The sequence below is a fragment of the Variovorax sp. P1_G12 genome, from assembly GCF_056405555.1.
The window spans coordinates 1-15,738 of sequence record NZ_JBFUBW010000047.1; the positions used below are offsets into that span (position 1 = coordinate 1).

Annotated in this window: 20 protein-coding genes and 3 tRNA genes; 14 read left to right on the forward strand and 9 right to left on the reverse strand. The window is 66.5% G+C overall.

Annotated features, from left to right (window positions below):
- Nucleotides 1-568 (forward strand): PLL family lectin (locus tag AC1D2O_RS33830; RefSeq protein ID WP_478158626.1); only part of this gene is annotated, 568 nt, incomplete at its 5' end.
- 75 nt (nt 569-643) lie between these two features.
- Here the strand turns inward: AC1D2O_RS33830 and AC1D2O_RS33835 are convergent.
- Together AC1D2O_RS33835 and AC1D2O_RS33840 are read right to left on the reverse strand one after the other, a co-directional pair.
- Nucleotides 644-1,693: a BRCT domain-containing protein gene (locus AC1D2O_RS33835; RefSeq protein WP_478091123.1), complete on the reverse strand. Its 1,050-nt coding sequence runs from the start codon at nt 1,691-1,693 to the stop codon at nt 644-646.
- Nucleotides 1,694-1,824: 131 nt separating this feature from the next.
- Entirely contained in the window at nt 1,825-2,226 is a 402-nt protein-coding gene (locus tag AC1D2O_RS33840; protein ID WP_478091125.1) for a helix-turn-helix domain-containing protein, read from the reverse strand.
- 14 nt (nt 2,227-2,240) lie between these two features.
- Here AC1D2O_RS33840 and AC1D2O_RS33845 point away from each other — a divergent pair, with 14 nt between their 5' ends.
- The 11 genes from AC1D2O_RS33845 to AC1D2O_RS33895 all read left to right on the forward strand — a co-directional run bounded on the left by AC1D2O_RS33845 (nt 2,241) and on the right by AC1D2O_RS33895 (nt 9,012).
- Nucleotides 2,241-2,447, forward strand: coding sequence for a hypothetical protein (locus AC1D2O_RS33845; RefSeq protein WP_478091127.1), 207 nt, complete (start codon nt 2,241-2,243; stop codon nt 2,445-2,447).
- Nucleotides 2,448-2,484: 37 nt separating this feature from the next.
- Entirely contained in the window at nt 2,485-2,685 is a 201-nt protein-coding gene (locus AC1D2O_RS33850; RefSeq protein WP_478091129.1) for a type II toxin -antitoxin system TacA 1-like antitoxin, read from the forward strand.
- A gap of 47 nt (nt 2,686-2,732) precedes the next feature.
- Complete coding sequence (locus AC1D2O_RS33855) at nt 2,733-2,930, forward strand: hypothetical protein (protein WP_478091131.1); 198 nt, start codon at nt 2,733-2,735, stop codon at nt 2,928-2,930.
- Complete coding sequence (locus tag AC1D2O_RS33860; protein ID WP_478158627.1) at nt 2,927-3,241, forward strand: ogr/Delta-like zinc finger family protein; 315 nt, start codon at nt 2,927-2,929, stop codon at nt 3,239-3,241. The genes AC1D2O_RS33855 and AC1D2O_RS33860 overlap by 4 nt, the downstream gene beginning before the upstream one ends.
- A gap of 97 nt (nt 3,242-3,338) precedes the next feature.
- The gene (locus AC1D2O_RS33865) at nt 3,339-3,752 is read left to right on the forward strand and encodes a hypothetical protein (RefSeq protein ID WP_478091135.1); all 414 of its coding nucleotides are present in this window, start codon (nt 3,339-3,341) and stop codon (nt 3,750-3,752) included.
- Between the two features lie 5 nt (nt 3,753-3,757).
- Nucleotides 3,758-4,063: a hypothetical protein gene (locus AC1D2O_RS33870; RefSeq protein WP_478158628.1), complete on the forward strand. Its 306-nt coding sequence runs from the start codon at nt 3,758-3,760 to the stop codon at nt 4,061-4,063.
- On the forward strand, nt 4,063-6,099 hold the full coding sequence (locus AC1D2O_RS33875) for a replication endonuclease (protein WP_478091138.1): 2,037 nt from the start codon (nt 4,063-4,065) through the stop codon (nt 6,097-6,099). The genes AC1D2O_RS33870 and AC1D2O_RS33875 overlap by 1 nt, the downstream gene beginning before the upstream one ends.
- Nucleotides 6,100-6,117: 18 nt before the next feature.
- Complete coding sequence (locus AC1D2O_RS33880; protein ID WP_478091140.1) at nt 6,118-6,264, forward strand: hypothetical protein; 147 nt, start codon at nt 6,118-6,120, stop codon at nt 6,262-6,264.
- The gene (locus tag AC1D2O_RS33885; RefSeq protein ID WP_478091141.1) at nt 6,261-6,524 is read left to right on the forward strand and encodes a hypothetical protein; all 264 of its coding nucleotides are present in this window, start codon (nt 6,261-6,263) and stop codon (nt 6,522-6,524) included. The genes AC1D2O_RS33880 and AC1D2O_RS33885 overlap by 4 nt, the downstream gene beginning before the upstream one ends.
- 23 nt (nt 6,525-6,547) lie before the next feature.
- Nucleotides 6,548-7,228 carry a deoxynucleotide monophosphate kinase family protein gene (locus AC1D2O_RS33890; RefSeq protein ID WP_478158629.1) on the forward strand — a complete coding sequence of 227 codons (681 nt, stop codon included), beginning with the start codon at nt 6,548-6,550 and terminating at the stop codon, nt 7,226-7,228.
- A complete protein-coding gene (locus AC1D2O_RS33895; protein WP_478091145.1) occupies nt 7,225-9,012 on the forward strand; it encodes a DNA cytosine methyltransferase in 1,788 nt (595 codons plus the stop codon). Before AC1D2O_RS33890 ends, AC1D2O_RS33895 begins: the two co-directional genes overlap by 4 nt.
- A gap of 146 nt (nt 9,013-9,158) precedes the next feature.
- Here AC1D2O_RS33895 and AC1D2O_RS33900 read toward each other — a convergent pair whose 3' ends face one another.
- On the reverse strand, nt 9,159-9,692 hold the full coding sequence (locus AC1D2O_RS33900) for a hypothetical protein (RefSeq protein WP_478158630.1): 534 nt from the start codon (nt 9,690-9,692) through the stop codon (nt 9,159-9,161).
- On the opposite strand from AC1D2O_RS33900, the gene AC1D2O_RS33905 reads away from it, so the two are divergent.
- Entirely contained in the window at nt 9,691-9,975 is a 285-nt protein-coding gene (locus tag AC1D2O_RS33905; protein WP_478158631.1) for a DUF4224 domain-containing protein, read from the forward strand. The two genes, AC1D2O_RS33900 and AC1D2O_RS33905, sit on opposite strands and share 2 nt — an antisense overlap.
- A gap of 56 nt (nt 9,976-10,031) precedes the next feature.
- Entirely contained in the window at nt 10,032-11,105 is a 1,074-nt protein-coding gene (locus tag AC1D2O_RS33910) for a hypothetical protein (protein WP_478158632.1), read from the forward strand.
- A gap of 105 nt (nt 11,106-11,210) precedes the next feature.
- Here AC1D2O_RS33910 and AC1D2O_RS33915 read toward each other — a convergent pair.
- From AC1D2O_RS33915 to purF, 6 genes are all read right to left on the reverse strand, one after another.
- Nucleotides 11,211-11,287: transfer RNA gene (locus AC1D2O_RS33915), tRNA-Asp, on the reverse strand.
- Nucleotides 11,288-11,357: 70 nt separating this feature from the next.
- Nucleotides 11,358-11,433, reverse strand: a tRNA-Glu gene (locus AC1D2O_RS33920).
- A gap of 78 nt (nt 11,434-11,511) precedes the next feature.
- A tRNA-Ala gene (locus tag AC1D2O_RS33925) sits at nt 11,512-11,587 on the reverse strand.
- A 33-nt stretch (nt 11,588-11,620) separates the two neighbouring features.
- Complete coding sequence (gltX, locus tag AC1D2O_RS33930) at nt 11,621-13,009, reverse strand: glutamate--tRNA ligase (protein ID WP_478089382.1); 1,389 nt, start codon at nt 13,007-13,009, stop codon at nt 11,621-11,623.
- Entirely contained in the window at nt 13,006-14,229 is a 1,224-nt protein-coding gene (locus AC1D2O_RS33935; RefSeq protein WP_478089383.1) for an O-succinylhomoserine sulfhydrylase, read from the reverse strand. The genes gltX and AC1D2O_RS33935 overlap by 4 nt, the downstream gene beginning before the upstream one ends.
- A gap of 8 nt (nt 14,230-14,237) precedes the next feature.
- On the reverse strand, nt 14,238-15,737 hold the full coding sequence (gene purF, locus AC1D2O_RS33940; RefSeq protein WP_478089384.1) for an amidophosphoribosyltransferase: 1,500 nt from the start codon (nt 15,735-15,737) through the stop codon (nt 14,238-14,240).
- Between the last annotated feature and the right edge of the window lies 1 nt (nt 15,738).

Here is a 15,738-nt window from a genome sequence, read left to right on the forward strand (position 1 = left end):
GTTCGTGATCGGCAACGACGGCCACGTTTGGTCAAACGCTTGGCCCGATCCCGCCCGTCCGGGTCAATGGCTGCGCGATTGGTTTCCGCTTCCGGGTCCGGCCGTCTTCGACAAGAACACGCAGCACGTCGCGGCGGTTGCTCGTACTGCTACCAACATCGATCTGTTCTTGATCGGCAACGACGGCCATGTTTGGACAAGCGCTTGGCCCGATCCTGCTCGTCCGGGGCAATGGCAATGGTTGCCGGATTGGCAYCCCCTGCCAGGCCAGGCCGTGTTCGACAAGAACACCCAGCGTGTCGCCGCGGTCGCTCGTACTGSCAACAATCTGGATCTGTTCGTGATCGGCAACGACGGCCACGTCTGGTCGAACGCTTGGCCCGATYCCGCCCGTCCGGGTCAATGGCTGCGCGATTGGTTTCCGCTTCCGGGTCCGGCCGTCTTCGACAAGAACACGCAGCACGTCGCGGCGGTTGCTCGTACTGCTACCAATATCGATCTGTTCTTGATCGGGTTCGACAACTATGCTTGGAGCGATTTCTGGAATGGTCGAGTTGGCTGGAACTGAAGAATCCGCGGTCTTTGGCCATTCCGACGAGTACGTCCTGGTCAGGACAGGGTGCATTTCATTCGCAGCCGGAAGTCACACCATCGCCCTGAATGTGTCCTCTTCAATCACGCTGATGCCGAGTTCCCGGGCCTTTGCCATTTGCGAAATTCCGGCCATCGAACCTTCGACCACGTAGTCGACGGTCTTGGTCAGGGTGCTGCGCACTTGCCAGCCGGCCGCGTCCGCCAGCGCTGCCAACTCGTCGCGCCTTTTGCTGCCGAAGCCGGCGAAATAAACTGCGGTTTCCCATGCCTTCGCGTTCTTGCTGCCCGACGGTTTTGCATTCCTGCTCGACGAACTCGTGTCGATCGCCTTTGACTCACCTGCGGCCTTGAACAGTGCATCCGGCGAGATTCGAAATCCGCTCGAAGTTTGGGTCAGCGACCCCATGACTCGATCGAGGCGAAACGTGCGCTCAGCGCTCGCCTGCATGCATAGGCCCACCAGATAACGCCGCCCCCCTGCGTGCCCAGTCGATCGCACCCGAACCTCGCGCGTGGTGATGACACCGTCCGCGTCGCAATAGCCGAAGCGGTAGACATCCGGCAGCGAAACCGTGGCGACGCTCCCCTCGCTCGGTGCGATCAATCTCGACGCACGCTTGTTCGCCGCGTCTCGCATGGGCTTGGTTGTCTCCTTCAGCCCGTTTTTGAGATGCGCGGACGCCTCGCTCTTGTACGTCTGCCACGCCGGTTGCGGCCTGGCGATGGTTGCTTGCCGAGACGCCTCGTCACTGCCCGTCGAGACAGCATGCTCAATCGGCCCAGGCCCCTTCCGCAACGCCGCAGCACGTCGAGGTAGCTGCCAAAAGGCGACGAATACAGCGATGGCAAGAATCACGAACACGACGCTCACCCATGCTGCTTCACCTTCAATGCGAGGCGGCAAGACAAGAGCGGCGGTCCCGGCGAACAGTGCCGCCGGCATCGCACCAAACACCAGCCCCATCGCGTGCCCAAGCCACCGAAGGCCCCACCGTGCTTTGGCGTACCGCGCGACCTGCCTCCAGGACCAGATGTAGGCGCCGAGCACCCCGGCCACAATGCTCAGCGCCACGGCCGGGCCGAGTGTATGTTCTTGCATCGTCCCCCCTGCTTAACTTCTTTTCACCTCAGTCGAGCCAGTTCCCCTCGCTCGCTATCGTCTTGGCGACCTGTAGCAGCCTCCCGTCGGCCAGCGCCGAACTCGTCCACCCGAGCCACGCCCGGAGCCACTCACGCGGCCTTCTGTTTCGCGAGCGAAGAAAGCACCCTCCGTGCGGCGTCTTTCCCTTCCTCGTCGGCGTGCTTGTAGTTGTCGAGCAGCGCCTGCTCTTCGCGGCTCAACTGCGCATCGCCGGCACGCACGCCGGTCAAGAGGTACGTCACATCGACGCCAGCTGCCGCGATGGCGGTCAGGTAGTTGGCGTCGGGACTACGGCTGTCGTTCTCGTAGTTGAGCTGAGATTCTTTGGATACGCCACCGGCAGCGCCCAAAGTCGTCTGGTTCAGACCCAGACGTTTCCGTTCTGCACGTAATCGATTCCCAAAGGTCGACAAGTCGCCACCATAGATATGTAAACAGGACAAATATCGACCAAAATGCCCGTGACCCGTGCAATTGATCGTTTCAAACAAGGATACCGCCGCCCATGGAACCCACCGCGAAACCCACCCGCCGCGCACCCAACGGCGTGGTCACGAAAAAGCCAATTCCGCTGCGGCTTCTTCCCGCCGAGCGGGCCGCGGTCGAAAAGCTTGCCGCGCAGGAACAGCGCTCCCTGGCCTCCGTGTGCCGCCTGGTGCTGCTGCGCGGCTTGGCCGACTGCGAGCGCACCCGCACCCTCCTCGACGCCTGAAATCCCCTGTTCCCTGTCCATCACCTCTCCGACCACCATGACCTATCCCGACCCGAAGCGTGTCCGCGACAACCGGCTCACCCTCCGCCTGGATGACTACGAGCACAAGCTCGTTCAAGCCATGGCCGAGTACCAGGGCGAACAGCTTTCGACGCTGGTGCGCGACATGGCGGTTCGCGAGGCAGAACAGGTGTTGGGGATGGCGCACGAGCGAAGTCTCTGCCTCCGAACGGCGTGAATGAAGCCCGCAAAGAGCTGACAAACGTCTGACGAAAAGCCGCCGCCATGCCCGAGCACACCATCACCCTCACCGACGCCGACCGCACGCTGCTCGAGCGCGTGCAGGCGCAGCGCGGCTTCCCCACGCTGGAGGCCGCGGCAGAGTGGCTGGTGAAGACCCGCCTGCGCCGCGCGGCCCGCGCGGCCGGTGGCCGCCGCCGGGCCCTCTACCTCGTCGCGTGCCAGCCAGGGGGTGCCCAGTGAGACTGCGCTGCCCCCACTGCGAATGGCTCGGCACCATCCGCTCGACCGAGGTCATTTCCGCGACCGTCTCGCGCCACTACGTGATCTGCAACAACCTCGAGTGCGGCCACACCTGGCGCGCTACCACCGAGGCCGACCTGACCATGTCCCCGTCCGCCACGCCGGCCGCCACGGTGATGCTGCCCCTCTCGTCGCACGTGCAGCGCGACGTGGTCGCCGCGCAAATGCGCTCGCCCGCGATCGTCGACTACGAACCGCGGCAAGCGCCACCCCGCACGCGCGATCTGTTCGCGCCTGACGGCCCCTCATAGCGGCCGGCGCGGCCGCGCGCCCCTTCCCTTTCTTCACCCACCCAGCGGTGCCTGTTCGGAGGCACTGCGGGACCAACTCAGCCCGGAGATTCCTGACATGAAGAGAAAGACCGCTCCCCCGCCCGCCACGCTGTACGAGGCCGCCTTGCAGAGGGAGCACGAACGCCACACCAACCGGCTGGCCACGCTCCAGCGGATGAAGGCACGCCTGGCCCTGCTCGACGCGTACATGCCGGCATTGAAGGCCGCGGGCCTGCACCTCTTGATCGACGAGATCACGGACTGGGGCGGAAAGGATCTCTATGTCCGCACGACCTACTTCACCTCGCCGAAGGAGACGCAGCGCCTGCTGGACACGCTGCTGGCCCAGGGCCTGAAGGAAGTCGAGCGCCGCCACCACGGCGCGACGGACACCGTCATCGTCGGCAAGAGTCGCCTGCGCATCGTCGTGAGCGTGGACATGCCGCGAGACACAACTGCAACCGCCGCACCAGTGGCCGAGGCCGCCTGACCGCAATGCAGCCCTTCGGCAACTCCCGCGCCCGCCAGGCCGCCATGCACCAGCTGCGCACCCTGCGCGATGAGTTCGTGGCGATCGCCTCGCGCGGCCGCTTCTCCGACGCCGCGGCGCAAGAGTGGGCGTGCCTGCGCTCGGAGCACCGCATGGCCTTGCTGATGCTGGCCGGCCTGGATGGCGACCTGGGCGAGCTGGCCGTGCGGGCGTGGCTGGAGATCGCCGAGAGCGAGCGCGCAAAGATCCGAGCCGCAGCTCGCAACCTGCAAGACGATGTGCGCCCCTTGGCGGCGCTGGTGGGCCGGTGATGAGGGTCGCCGCACGCCCCGGTGAGATGTTCTGGTCGGTGATCGGGCGCAGGTCCCGGCTGCCCTGGAACACGCTGGAGCGGTATGTGGCCCGTGCCATGGAGAGACGGCTGGTCGAGAGCGTGCCGGCGCAATGGCGGCCGCAGCTGGAGTTGTTGCGGCACGAAGCCGGTGGCCCGGCGGGGTACAGCCGCTATGTGTCGTGGATCGACCGGATGGGCGCTTTCGAGGAGCGCCACGGGAATGTGCTGCAGTGGGCCGTCTCCGACTCCACGGTCTGCACGCGCGCCAGGGCCATTGCCGAAGACGTCAAGGAACTGATGTCGCTGTGGCCGAAGGCGCTGGACACGGCCGAGCGCATGGAGGTGCTGCGCAGCGTGTGCGAGCGGGTGGACGTTGCCCTGCCGTCGGGCAAGACGCCCGCGGGTGTCATCAGCCGGGGCTGCAGCGAGCACTGGTGGCGCGCGGCGCTGCGCAAGAAGGTGGCGCGGGTGGTGGAGCATGCGGCGATCAAGCTGGGCGTGGTGCATCGCAAGAACGGCGGCTACGCGAGCGACGAGGCGTGTTCGCGCCGCAGCCAGCAGCTGCAGCGCAACGAGGCCTTGCTCAAGCGCACGCTGGTGCGCAACGAAGCCGGGCAGGTCTACACGCTCGCCGAACTTGCGGCCGCTTCGGTGTCGAACCGCGACAACCGCCGCGGCGAGCTGATGACGCGCATTCGCGGCTGCGAGGAATACGCAGATGCGCGCGGGCACATCGGCATCTTCCTCACGCTGACCTGCCCGAGCCGCTTCCACGCGGTGCACTCGGGCGGCAAGGGCGCCACGGCCCGACCGCGCGCCAACCCGCGCTACGAAGGCGCCACGCCGCGCGAGGGGCAGGAGTGGCTGTGCGACAAGTGGGCCCGCACGCGCTCGGCGCTGCAGCGGCGCAAGGTGGCGATGTACGGCTTTCGCGTGGCGGAGCCGCACCACGACGGTTGCCCACACTGGCACGTGCTGCTGTGGTGCCACGACGAGGCCGCCGCGCAGCAGGTCGAGGCGACGGTGCGCCGCTACTGGCTGACCGATGCCGGCGACGAGCCCGGCGCGCAGAAGAACCGCTGCGATTTCAAGCGCATGGAAGCCGGTGGTGCCGCGGGCTACGTGGCGAAGTACGTCGCCAAGAACATCGGCGCCGAAGACGGCAGCGATGCCGGCCTGGGCCTGCACCTCGACGGGCTCGAGGTGGATACGCGCGAATACAAGGGCTTCCAGCGCGTGGACGCCTGGGCCAGCACCTGGGGCATCCGCCAGTTCCAGCCCTTCGGGCAGCCACCGGTGGTGGTGTGGCGCGAGATGCGCCGGGTCACCAAGGACCAGATCGACAGCGCTCAGCTGCGGCTGGACTTCGGCGACGTCGCGGCCGTGAAGGCCTGGCATGCCTGCCAGCGCAGCGGCGCGGTGCTGGCCGACTGGAACCGCTATGCGCAGGCCCAGGGCGGCATGTGCCGCAGGCGCGCCGCCTGGGCGCTGCGGCCGGCCGTGCGCGTGGTGCCGGGCGTCAAGAACCTCTACGGCGAGGAGATCGACCGCAAGACCGTGGTGGGCGTGGAGCTGGCCTCGGGCCGCTGGCTTGTGTCGCGCCGGCAGGGCTGGAAGCGCGTGGTCGACGGTGAATCGTGCGTGCAGTCGGCCGAGGAGCGAGCCGCGCTGGCGCGGCCTTGGACTGGTTTCAATAACTGTACGGCGCGCCTGGGCCGCGAGACGCTGCGAACGCTCCTGATGGGCGACGCGCCTTGGGCAAAAGTGCACGACACGACGCTCGACAGCGGCGAACCACCCCCACCACCGCCCCCGAAGCCCGTCCCGAACTTCGAAAAGTACGACGCAGCGATCCGGCACATGCCCCACGGCAGCCAGATCGAGATCACCGCACGCCCGGCGCGCACCGCCGTGACGCCGCAGAGCCTGGCCGCGCGCTTCACGCCCGAGGTGCGGGCCGCCATGCGCGCGGCGCAGCAGGCCGGCGCCCTTCCCTTTTCCCACCACCAGTGAATCCAAGGAGGTCTGACGATGCATGCCCATCACGTGAAGGTCATCGACGCCGAAGGCGTCTTCCATCAGTACACGCAGCTCGCGGCGTCGTGCGCCGCGGCCGAGGGCATGGCCTTCGATCGCTTCGGCGGCGTGCGCGTCATCAGCGTGCGGAGGCGGCCGTGAGCGGCCCGCGCATCACGCGGCCGTCGGTCAGCAGCAGCGATCCGAACTTCCGGTACCGGCGCTCGGAGGCGACGGACATCCGCAAGACCTTCGCGCGCGTGAAGCGCGAGCAGGCCCGCGCCGCGCGCGAGGACGACCAGGGGCAGCAGCGCCTGGATCTCGACCTGGCGCCGGGCGACGGCGCCGCCGATGCGCACACCGCGGCGCTGCGGCTTTTCTCGCGGATACGCGCCACCTCCGGCGAGCGCGCCGACGACTGACTTTTCGACAGGGAGCATAAAAAATGGAAACCATTCAGATGCCGTCGGCGCGCCGCGCCGGCCAGGCCGCCCAGCGCAACCCGCTGATCATCGCCCTCACGGGCTATCCCGATGTGGGCAAGGACACGGTCGCCAGCGTCCTCGCGCCGCGGCACGGCTTCCGTCGCGTGGCGTTCGCCGACGCGCTGCGCGAGGAGATCTGCGAAGCCTGGCGCATCGACGAGCGCATGCTGGTCGACCGGCCGACGAAGGAGCTGCCACTGCCGGCGCTGGCCGCGGGCATGTGCGGCGTACCCGGCTTCCTGCACTGGTGCGTCGACTGCGGCGAGAGCTTGACCGAACCACGCAGCGCGCGCTGGGTCATGCAGACCTGGGCGACCTACCAGCGCCGCTTCCACCCCGACTACTACGCCAGCATCGTCGCGCGCTGGATCAAGCGGCACATCGGCGCGGGCTGGACGCGCATCGTCGTGACCGACCTGCGCGACCCGATCGAGGAGGCTGTGCTGCGCGCCCTGGGCGCGAAGGTGGTCCGCGTCCACCGGCCGGAGGCGCGGCAGCTCGAGGGCGCGACCGCGGCGCACGCCAGCGAGGAGCACCACCGCATCAAGGCCGATGCGGACATCGTGAATGACGGCAGCCTGGCGGTGCTGGCGGAGGCGGCGCTGCTGTGCGTGAGCGGGCTGGAAGGCGGTGCGGCATGACGACGATCGAGATCCGCCACTTTCATGCGTTCGTCGGCCTCGGCGGAGGCGCGCGCGGCTTCAACAAGGCGAACCCGCGCGTCGGCAACATGCAGGCGAAATTCCGCTGCATCGGCGGCATCGACGTCGACGCGGCGGCGATCCGCGATTTCGACCGCCTGGCCGGCGCCAAGGGCACCGTGCTCGATCTCTTCGATCGCAGCCAGTACGAGGCCTTCCACGACCGCAAGCCACCGGCCGGCTGGGTCGAGGCGACGGTGGCCGACGTGCACCGCGCCGCGGGCCACGAGCGGCCGCACATCGTCTTCCTGTCGGCGCCGTGCAAGGGCTTCAGCGGCCTGCTGTCGGAGGGCAAGAGCAAGACCGACAAGTACCAGGCGCTGAACCGGCTCACGCTGCGCGGCGTGTGGCTGATGCTCGAGGCGTGGAAGGACGACCCGGTCGAAATGATCCTGTTCGAGAACGTGCCGCGCATCGCCACGCGCGGCCGGCACCTGCTCGACCAGATCACGAGCCTGCTGCGCAGCTACGGCTACGCGGTGGCCGAGACCACGCACGACTGCGGCGAAATCGGCGGCCTGGCGCAGAGTCGCAAGCGCTTCCTGCTGGTGGCGCGGCACATCGAGAAGGTGCCGCCCTTCCTCTACGAGCCCGAGAAGCGGCCGCTGCGCGCCGTGGGCGACGTGCTGGGCAAGATGCCGATGCCGGGCGACCTGCGCGCCGGGCCGATGCATCGCATCCCGGCGCTGCAGTGGAAGACCTGGGTGCGCCTGGCCTTCGTCGAGGCCGGCAGCGACTGGCGCAGCTTGAATAAGCTGGCCGTCGAGAACGGGCACCTGCGCGACTACCTGATCGTGCCCGCCATGCACAACGGCGCGCTGGGCGTACGCGAGTGGTCGGAGCCTGCCGGCGTGGTGGCGGGCGCGAGCCGGCCTCACAACGGAGCTTTTTCGATTGCGGATCCGCGCTTCAAGCAGTCGACGAAGTGGACCGATGGGCAGGCCTACGGCGTGCGCCGATGGGAAGACACGAGCGGCACCATCGGCGGCCAGCAGAACCCTGGCCAGGGTGCGTACTGCATCGCGGACCCGCGGCATGACGGGCCGCCGAAGCATTCGAACGAATTCAGGATCGTGCCGTGGACGGGCTCGAGCCTGGCAGTCACGAGCGCGCACGGAACTGGCCAGGCCGTCTCGGATCCACGCGCGGGCACTGGGTTCCTGGGCAAGGGGAAGTACCGCATCACGGCCTTCGGCGAATCCGCCGGCACCGTCATCGGCCGGAGCGACACCGGCCAAGGGGCATTCGCGGTGGCAGATCCTCGCAGCGGCATCGTGCGCGGCAAGGGCGACAACTACCTGACGGCCGGCCACTACGGCGTGACGCGATGGAGCCAGCCCTCTGGCGCAGTCAGCGCGGCCGCAGGCCACGACAACGGCCGGTGGAGCGTCGCCGATCCGCGCATGCCAGCACTGGCTGAGAAGGTGGTGTGCCGCATTCGGGCGCTCGACGGCACATGGCACCGCCCGTTCACCACGCTCGAACTGGCGGCTCTGCAGTCGCTATTCGACCCCGAGGAACGCTTCGAACTGGACGGCTTGAGCGATCAGGCTTGGCGCGAGCGCATCGGGAACGCGGTGCCGAGCGACGCGGCATGCGCGATCGCGGGGGTGATGGGAACCACCCTGTTGCTGGCCTGGAGCGGCGAGACCTTCATGCTGTCGTCGCAGCCGATCTGGGTGCGTGATGTGGCGGTTGCGCTGACTGTTGGAGGTGTCCTATGACTCGCAGCTTAAGCACGAACACCGCGATCGGCCGGGCACTCACCGTTTCCGGCATTTTCAATAGACGGCCGAACCGCTGTCCGGCATTCGAGCGCTGGTTTCGGCAGAAGATCCGAATGAAGAGCACTGCTCAGAAGCAAGACCTCTCACCGGGCGATGGGATAGGCGACCTCAGCCTCCGTTGCCAAGCCGGTCATCGGGAAGACCGCGCGCCAGAAGGCAAGCGCAAATCCGATGACGGTATCTATGGGCTGCAGCGAGTTGTGGTCCTCGACCATGAGGTAATACGTGCTTTGCCCGTCGGCCAATGGAAACACCCGTCGATCCGTCGCGATCACATGCGGCCGAGCATCGATCTTGTAGTGCTTCGCGGATACAGCGATCTGCTCGCAAATCGATATGTTCCGATTCTCGAGGACCCACTTCCTAAACACGGCGCGGTTGTCGATGTTGCGGCCTGTCTCTCGCGACAGCTTCGCGTAGTGCGCCGGCTCCAAGCGAGCGCAAAACCAGTCCGTCATGTGCCACGCGGTCATCGCGGCGTTGAGCGCGCAGTACTGTTTTCCCATCGCGTCCTTGGTGATGTCGTATGCGCGCAACTGATCCCACTCCCATTCCAATTTTGCGAACAGGTCTATCGGCTCCACGAGCGCAAATGTTTTGTCTTGCCTCGCCGTCATGAAAACTCCGATTGAAAGCACCAGTATGAAGGAACCCATCCTCTTCACCCCGCCAGTGGCCAGCGTCCTGCTAACCCGCGAGGAAATCGCCGCTCTCACCGGCGCGAAGACGGCGTCAGGGCAACGCCGCTGGCTGGACAAGCGGAACTGGATCCATGAGACCGACGCCAAGGGGCGCCCTCAGATCGCTCGCGCATACTTCGATGCCAAGATGACTGGAGCACCGATTCCCGGCCAGCGCCGCAGCGGCCCGCGCCTGGACTTCATGCTGGGAGCAGCATGATTCGCCGCCGAGACAAGCCAGATGGCCTCCCCTTCCGCGTCTACGAACGCCGGGGCGTGCGCATCTATTCAATCGGCATGAAGTCGGTCTCGGGCGAGTGGGCCTTTCGCTACTCGTGCCCGATCACCGACCGCGCTCAGATCGCCGAACTCCGAAGCAAGGCCATCACGCAGGCCGGGCAGATTGCCCGCGGCAGGCCTAGCGAGGGCACCGTCGAGGCATTGATCGATGCGTGGTTCAAGTGGCAGGAGTCGAAGCAGCTCACCAGCGAGAGCCGCCGCGCGGAATCGACACTGACGGAAAACCGCCGCGAGGCAGCCAAGCTGAAGGAGGCGTTCGGCATCATGCTGGTTGCCGACCTGATCAAGGCCGACGCCTACGCCTACCTCGACGCCGCAGAGCGCGCCATCGATCCGAAGACCAAGGAGCCGCGGCCCCGCCCAGAGAAGGCCAACAAGGAGATCGCGCTCATGCGCACCATCCTCGAGTACGGCATCCGAGTCGGCGTGGTCGATGTGAACCCCTTTGACGGCGTCGAGAAGCTGGCAACCAAGAAGAGCAGCCGCTACGTGACCGACTACGAGATCGACCTGGCCGTGCGGTTGGGTCGAAAGCTCGGCAGCTCGCGGCTCATCGTCGCGCTAGCTCTGAAGACCGCGTACCTTTGCGTGCGCCGATCAGTCGAAGTGCGCGCGCTCACCCGGGACCAGATCAAGGACGAAGGCATCGTCTGGACGGGCGCCAAAAGGCAGAAGGGCCAGGACGAGCAGCACGGCTTGATCGAGTGGAGCCCCGAGCTGCGCACGACGATCGACGACGCTCTGGCCGTGAAGCGCCACAAGCTGGCCGGCGCCTGGTACGTGTTCGGCAACCTCAACGGGCAGAAATACACCAAAGGCGGCTGGAAAGCCACGCTGTCGAAACTGATGGCCGAGTGCGTGAAGCAGGCCGCAGAGGAGAAGGAAGCGTTCCGACCGTTCAGCCTGCAGGACTGCCGACCGAAAGGCGTGAGCGACAAGATGGGTCGCGGCGACAGCGACGTGATGGAGGCGACGATGCACACCTCGGAGCGCATGGTTCGGCAGATCTACGACCGTCGCCGGGTGCGAGTCGCCAAGCCCGCGCGATGAGCCAAATTCCAAAGTTTGGAATCTGACGAGCATGCGTGCTGACTATTTAGGCAGGCCAGAAAGAGGAAACCCCTTGCAAGTCGTTGACTCACAAGGGGTTTTATCTGGCGGAGTGGACGGGACTCGAACCCGCGACCCCCGGCGTGACAGGCCGGTATTCTAACCAACTGAACTACCACTCCTGGTAGACAACGTTCACTCCAAAAGGAGCCAAGTGCTGCGACTTGTGCCGGTTTCACCTTGCAGTGAAACTGGCGACCCTACGGGGATTCGAACCCCGGTAGCCACCGTGAAAGGGTGGTGTCCTAGGCCTCTAGACGATAGGGTCAAAACCTTAGGAACCGCGCTGCGATCAGCGCTTGTTACTTCAAAACCAACTTCAAAAATCTTCTACTCGACACCATGTTGGTGGAGGTAAGCGGGATCGAACCGCTGACCTCTTGCATGCCATGCAAGCGCTCTCCCAGCTGAGCTATACCCCCCTGGGTGTCGAGCCTCAAATTATAGCCTGAAAATCAGGCCTCCTTCAATCTCTTCAAAATAGTTTCGCGAGAAAAAAGCGCGAGGACCGAATCGAGAGAGGGCGTCTGCGGCGTGCCCATCACGAGCACTCGCACCGGCATGGCTAATGCCGGCATCTTGAGACCTTGCGCAACCAGTACTTCCTTGATGGCCGATGCGATTGCTGCCTTGTCCCAGGCGACGGCCGATAGTTTATCCGCAAGTTCGGCGATTGCCGGGCGCACCGCATCAGAAATATGCTGCGCGCGATCGGCATCGCTCGCCTTCACATCGGCATAGAACGCAGCAGCCCATCCCGCCAGCGCGACGGTGGTGTCGCAGCGGTCCTTGAAGAGGCCGCAGATCGCGGGCAAGCGCTCGTCGGCCACGATGCCGCGCGTCTGCAACTGCGCAGCGACCAGCGGCGCCAGCGCATCGTCGGCCATCGCCTTCAGGTGTTGCGCATTGACCCAGCGCAGCTTGGTCTCGTCGAACTGCGCCGCACTGCGGCCCAGGTGGTCGAGGTTGAACCACTCGACGAACTGCGCGCGCGAGAAGATCTCGTCGTCGCCATGGCTCCAGCCCAGCCGTGCGAGGTAGTTCACCATCGCCTCGGGCAGGAAGCCTTCGTCGCGGAACTGCGTCACGGGCTTGGCGCCGTTGCGCTTGCTCATCTTCTCGCCCTGCTCGTTGAGCACGGTGGGCAGGTGCGCATACACCGGCGGCTCCTTGCCGAGGGCGCGGAAGATGTTGATCTGGCGCGGCGTGTTGTTGACGTGGTCGTCGCCACGGATCACGTGCGTGATCGCCATGTCGATGTCGTCGACCACGACGCAGAAGTTGTAGGTCGGCGTGCCGTCGGGCCGCGCGATCACGAGGTCGTCGAGCTCGTCGTTGCCGATCTCGATGCGGCCCTTGACCTTGTCGTCCCATGCGACCACGCCGCCCTGCGGGTTGCGAAAGCGCAGCACCGGCTGCACGCCTTCGGGTACCGGCGGCAGTGTCTTGCCGGGCTCGGGCCGCCAGGTGCCGTCGTAGCGCGGCTTTTCCTTCGCGGCCATCTGCTTCTCGCGCAGCGCGTCGAGCTCGGCCATGCTCATGTAGCACGGGTAGACGAGGTTCGCGGCCTGCATCCCGGCCAGCACCGCCTTGTAGCGGTCCATGCGCTGCATCTGGTAGAACGGGCCCTCGTCATGGTCGAGGCCCAGCCATGCCATGCCTTCGAGGATCACGTCGACGGCGGCCTGGGTCGAGCGCTCGACGTCGGTGTCCTCGATGCGCAGGATGAAGTCGCCGCCCGTGGAGCGTGCGAAGGCCCATGGATAGAGGGCCGAGCGGATGTTGCCGAGGTGGATGAAGCCGGTCGGGGACGGTGCGAATCGGGTGCGGGTCTTCTGTGTCATGCAGGGGTACTCAGGCCACCGAGACCTCGCAGGAGGTCGGCCTTGATGTCGTCGATGTGGTCCAGCCCGACCGCCACGCGGATCAGGCCCTGACCGATGCCGGCCGCCTGCCGCTGCGCTTCGGACAGGCGCCCGTGCGAGGTCGTGGCCGGATGGGTGATGGTGGTCTTGGTGTCGCCGAGGTTGGCCGTGATGCTCAGCACACGGGTGCTGTCGATCACGTGGAAGGCATTGGCGCGCGCGGCCTCGGGGCCGTCGGCCCGGACGTCGAAGGACACCACCGCCCCGCCCTGCCCCGACTGCTGGCGCATGGCCAGTTCATGCTGCGGATGCGAAGCCAGCCCGGGATAGTAGACGCGCGCCACGCCCGGCTGCGCTTCGAGCCATTGCGCCAGCGCCAGCGCGCCGGCGCAGTGCGCCTGCATGCGGATGCCCAGCGTCTCGAGACCCTTGAGCACCACCCAGGCGTTGAAGGGCGACAGCGCCATGCCCGCAGTGCGCACCACCGGGGCGAACACTTCGTTGACCAGCTTGGCCGAGCCGCAGATCGCCCCGGCCAGCACGCGGCCCTGGCCTTCGAGGTACTTGGTGCCCGAATGAATGACCAGGTCGGCGCCGAACTCGACCGGGCGCTGCAGCGCCGGCGAGCAGAAGCAGTTGTCGACCGCCAGCAGCGCCCCCGCGCCGTGCGCGAGATCGGCCAGCGCGCGGATGTCGCAGACATCGGTCAGGGGGTTGGTCGGCGTTTCGGCGAACAGCAGCTTGGTGCTCGGGCGGATCGCGGCCTTCCATTCGGCGACGTCCGTCTGCGAGACGAAGGTGGTCTCGACGCCGAACTTGCCGAACTCGCGGCCGATCAGGTTCAAGGTCGAACCGAACACCGAGCGCGAGCAGACCACGTGGTCGCCTGCCTTGAGCAACCCCATGCACATCATGAGGATCGCGCCCATGCCGCTCGATGCGCCGATCGCGGCTTCGGTGCCTTCGAGCGCAGCCAGGCGGTGCTCGAAGCTGGCCACGGTCGGGTTCGAGGTGCGGGTGTAGGTGAAGCCTTCCTCGGTGCCGGCAAAACGACGCGCCGAAGTCTCGGCATCGGGCTGCACGAAGCTGCTGGTGAGGAACAGCGCCTCGGAGTTCTCGCCGTACTGGCTGCGCTCGAGCGCGGTGCGCACCGCGAGCGTGTCGCGGTGCAGGCCGGGGGGCAGGGATCGGTCGGTCACGGTCGCTTTCAGCTGAGGTTGGGCAGCGCGAGGCGGGAGGAGTCTTCCTCCGTTTCCTCGATGCGCGGACGGCTGCCGTTCATGCGCGTGATGGCCTCGGTGTCGATGTCGCCGGTGACATACACGCCGTCGAAGCACGAGGCGTCGAAGCCGTCGAGCTTGGGGTTCAGCGAGCCGATGGCGCGCTTCATCGCGTCGACGTCCTGGTAGATCAGCGCATCGCAACCGATGACTTCGCGGATCTGCTCGACCGTGCGGTCGTGCGCCACCAGTTCGTCCTTGGTCGGCATGTCGATGCCATAGACGTTCGGGTAGCGCACCGGCGGTGCGGCGCTCGCGAGGTACACCTTGCGGGCGCCGGCGTCGCGCGCCATCTGGACGATCTCGCGGCTGGTGGTGCCGCGCACGATCGAGTCGTCGACCAGGAGCACGTTGCGGCCCTTGAATTCGCTGGCGATCACGTTGAGCTTCTGGCGCACCGACTTCTTGCGCACGCCCTGACCCGGCATGATGAAGGTGCGGCCGACGTAGCGGTTCTTCACGAAGCCTTCGCGGTAGGGGATGCCCAGCAGGTGCGCCAGTTGCGTCGCGCTCGGCCGGCTCGATTCGGGAATCGGAATGATGACGTCGATCTCGTTCGGCGGCACGGTCGAGACCACCCGCTTGGCCAGCGTCTCGCCGAGGTTCAGCCGCGCCTGGTAGACCGAGATGCCGTCGAGCACCGAGTCGGGCCGCGCCAGGTAGACGAACTCGAAGATGCACGGATTGAGCGACGGAGCGTCGGCGCACTGCTCGGCATGCACCTGGCCCTGCAGGTCGATGAAGACCGCCTCGCCGGGCGCGATGTTGCGTTCGAACACATGGCCCGAGCCTTCGAGCGCGACCGATTCGCTGGCCACCATCACGGTACCGTCGGCGTTGCGGCCCATCGCGAGCGGACGGATGCCGTACGGGTCGCGGAAGGCCAGCAAGCCGTGGCCGGCGATCAGCGCCACCACCGCATACGAGCCGCGCAGGCGCCGCTGCATGCTGCGCACCGCCTCGAACACGGTGGCCGAATTGAGCATGCCGCCGCGGGTGGCGCGGTCGAGCTCATGCGCCAGCACGTTGAGCAGCACTTCGGAGTCGCTCTCGGTGTTGGTGTGGCGGTGGTCGGTGGAGAACAGCTCGGCCCTGAGCGCATGCGCGTTCGTGAGGTTGCCGTTGTGCACCAGCACGATGCCGAAGGGCGCGTTGACGTAGAAAGGCTGCGCCTCTTCCTCGCTGTAGGCGTTGCCGGCGGTCGGGTAGCGCACCTGGCCGAGGCCGACGTTGCCGGGCAGGCCGCGCATGTTGCGGGTGCGGAAGACATCGCGCACCATGCCCTTGGCCTTGTGCATGAAGAACTTGCGCTCCAGCAGCGTGACGATGCCGGCGGCATCCTGGCCGCGGTGCTGCAGCAGCAGCAAAGCGTCGTAGAGCAGTTGATTGACGGGAGCGTTACTGACAACGCCGACGATTCCACACATG

What these genes read in the sequence shown, in the direction of transcription:
- AC1D2O_RS33835 (WP_478091123.1), bottom strand. Translation starts at nt 1,693, where the DNA reads ATGCAAGAACATACACTCGGCCCGGCCGTGGCGCTGAGCATTGTGGCC.
- AC1D2O_RS33845 (WP_478091127.1), top strand. Translation starts at nt 2,241, where the DNA reads ATGGAACCCACCGCGAAACCCACCCGCCGCGCACCCAACGGCGTGGTC.
- AC1D2O_RS33850 (WP_478091129.1), top strand. Translation starts at nt 2,485, where the DNA reads ATGACCTATCCCGACCCGAAGCGTGTCCGCGACAACCGGCTCACCCTC.
- AC1D2O_RS33855 (WP_478091131.1), top strand. Translation starts at nt 2,733, where the DNA reads ATGCCCGAGCACACCATCACCCTCACCGACGCCGACCGCACGCTGCTC.
- AC1D2O_RS33865 (WP_478091135.1), top strand. Translation starts at nt 3,339, where the DNA reads ATGAAGAGAAAGACCGCTCCCCCGCCCGCCACGCTGTACGAGGCCGCC.
- AC1D2O_RS33870 (WP_478158628.1), top strand. Translation starts at nt 3,758, where the DNA reads ATGCAGCCCTTCGGCAACTCCCGCGCCCGCCAGGCCGCCATGCACCAG.
- AC1D2O_RS33875 (WP_478091138.1), top strand. Translation starts at nt 4,063, where the DNA reads ATGAGGGTCGCCGCACGCCCCGGTGAGATGTTCTGGTCGGTGATCGGG.
- AC1D2O_RS33880 (WP_478091140.1), top strand. Translation starts at nt 6,118, where the DNA reads ATGCATGCCCATCACGTGAAGGTCATCGACGCCGAAGGCGTCTTCCAT.
- AC1D2O_RS33890 (WP_478158629.1), top strand. Translation starts at nt 6,548, where the DNA reads ATGGAAACCATTCAGATGCCGTCGGCGCGCCGCGCCGGCCAGGCCGCC.
- AC1D2O_RS33895 (WP_478091145.1), top strand. Translation starts at nt 7,225, where the DNA reads ATGACGACGATCGAGATCCGCCACTTTCATGCGTTCGTCGGCCTCGGC.
- AC1D2O_RS33905 (WP_478158631.1), top strand. Translation starts at nt 9,691, where the DNA reads ATGAAAACTCCGATTGAAAGCACCAGTATGAAGGAACCCATCCTCTTC.
- AC1D2O_RS33900 (WP_478158630.1), bottom strand. Translation starts at nt 9,692, where the DNA reads ATGACGGCGAGGCAAGACAAAACATTTGCGCTCGTGGAGCCGATAGAC.
- gltX (WP_478089382.1), bottom strand. Translation starts at nt 13,009, where the DNA reads ATGACACAGAAGACCCGCACCCGATTCGCACCGTCCCCGACCGGCTTC.
- purF (WP_478089384.1), bottom strand. Translation starts at nt 15,737, where the DNA reads ATGTGTGGAATCGTCGGCGTTGTCAGTAACGCTCCCGTCAATCAACTG.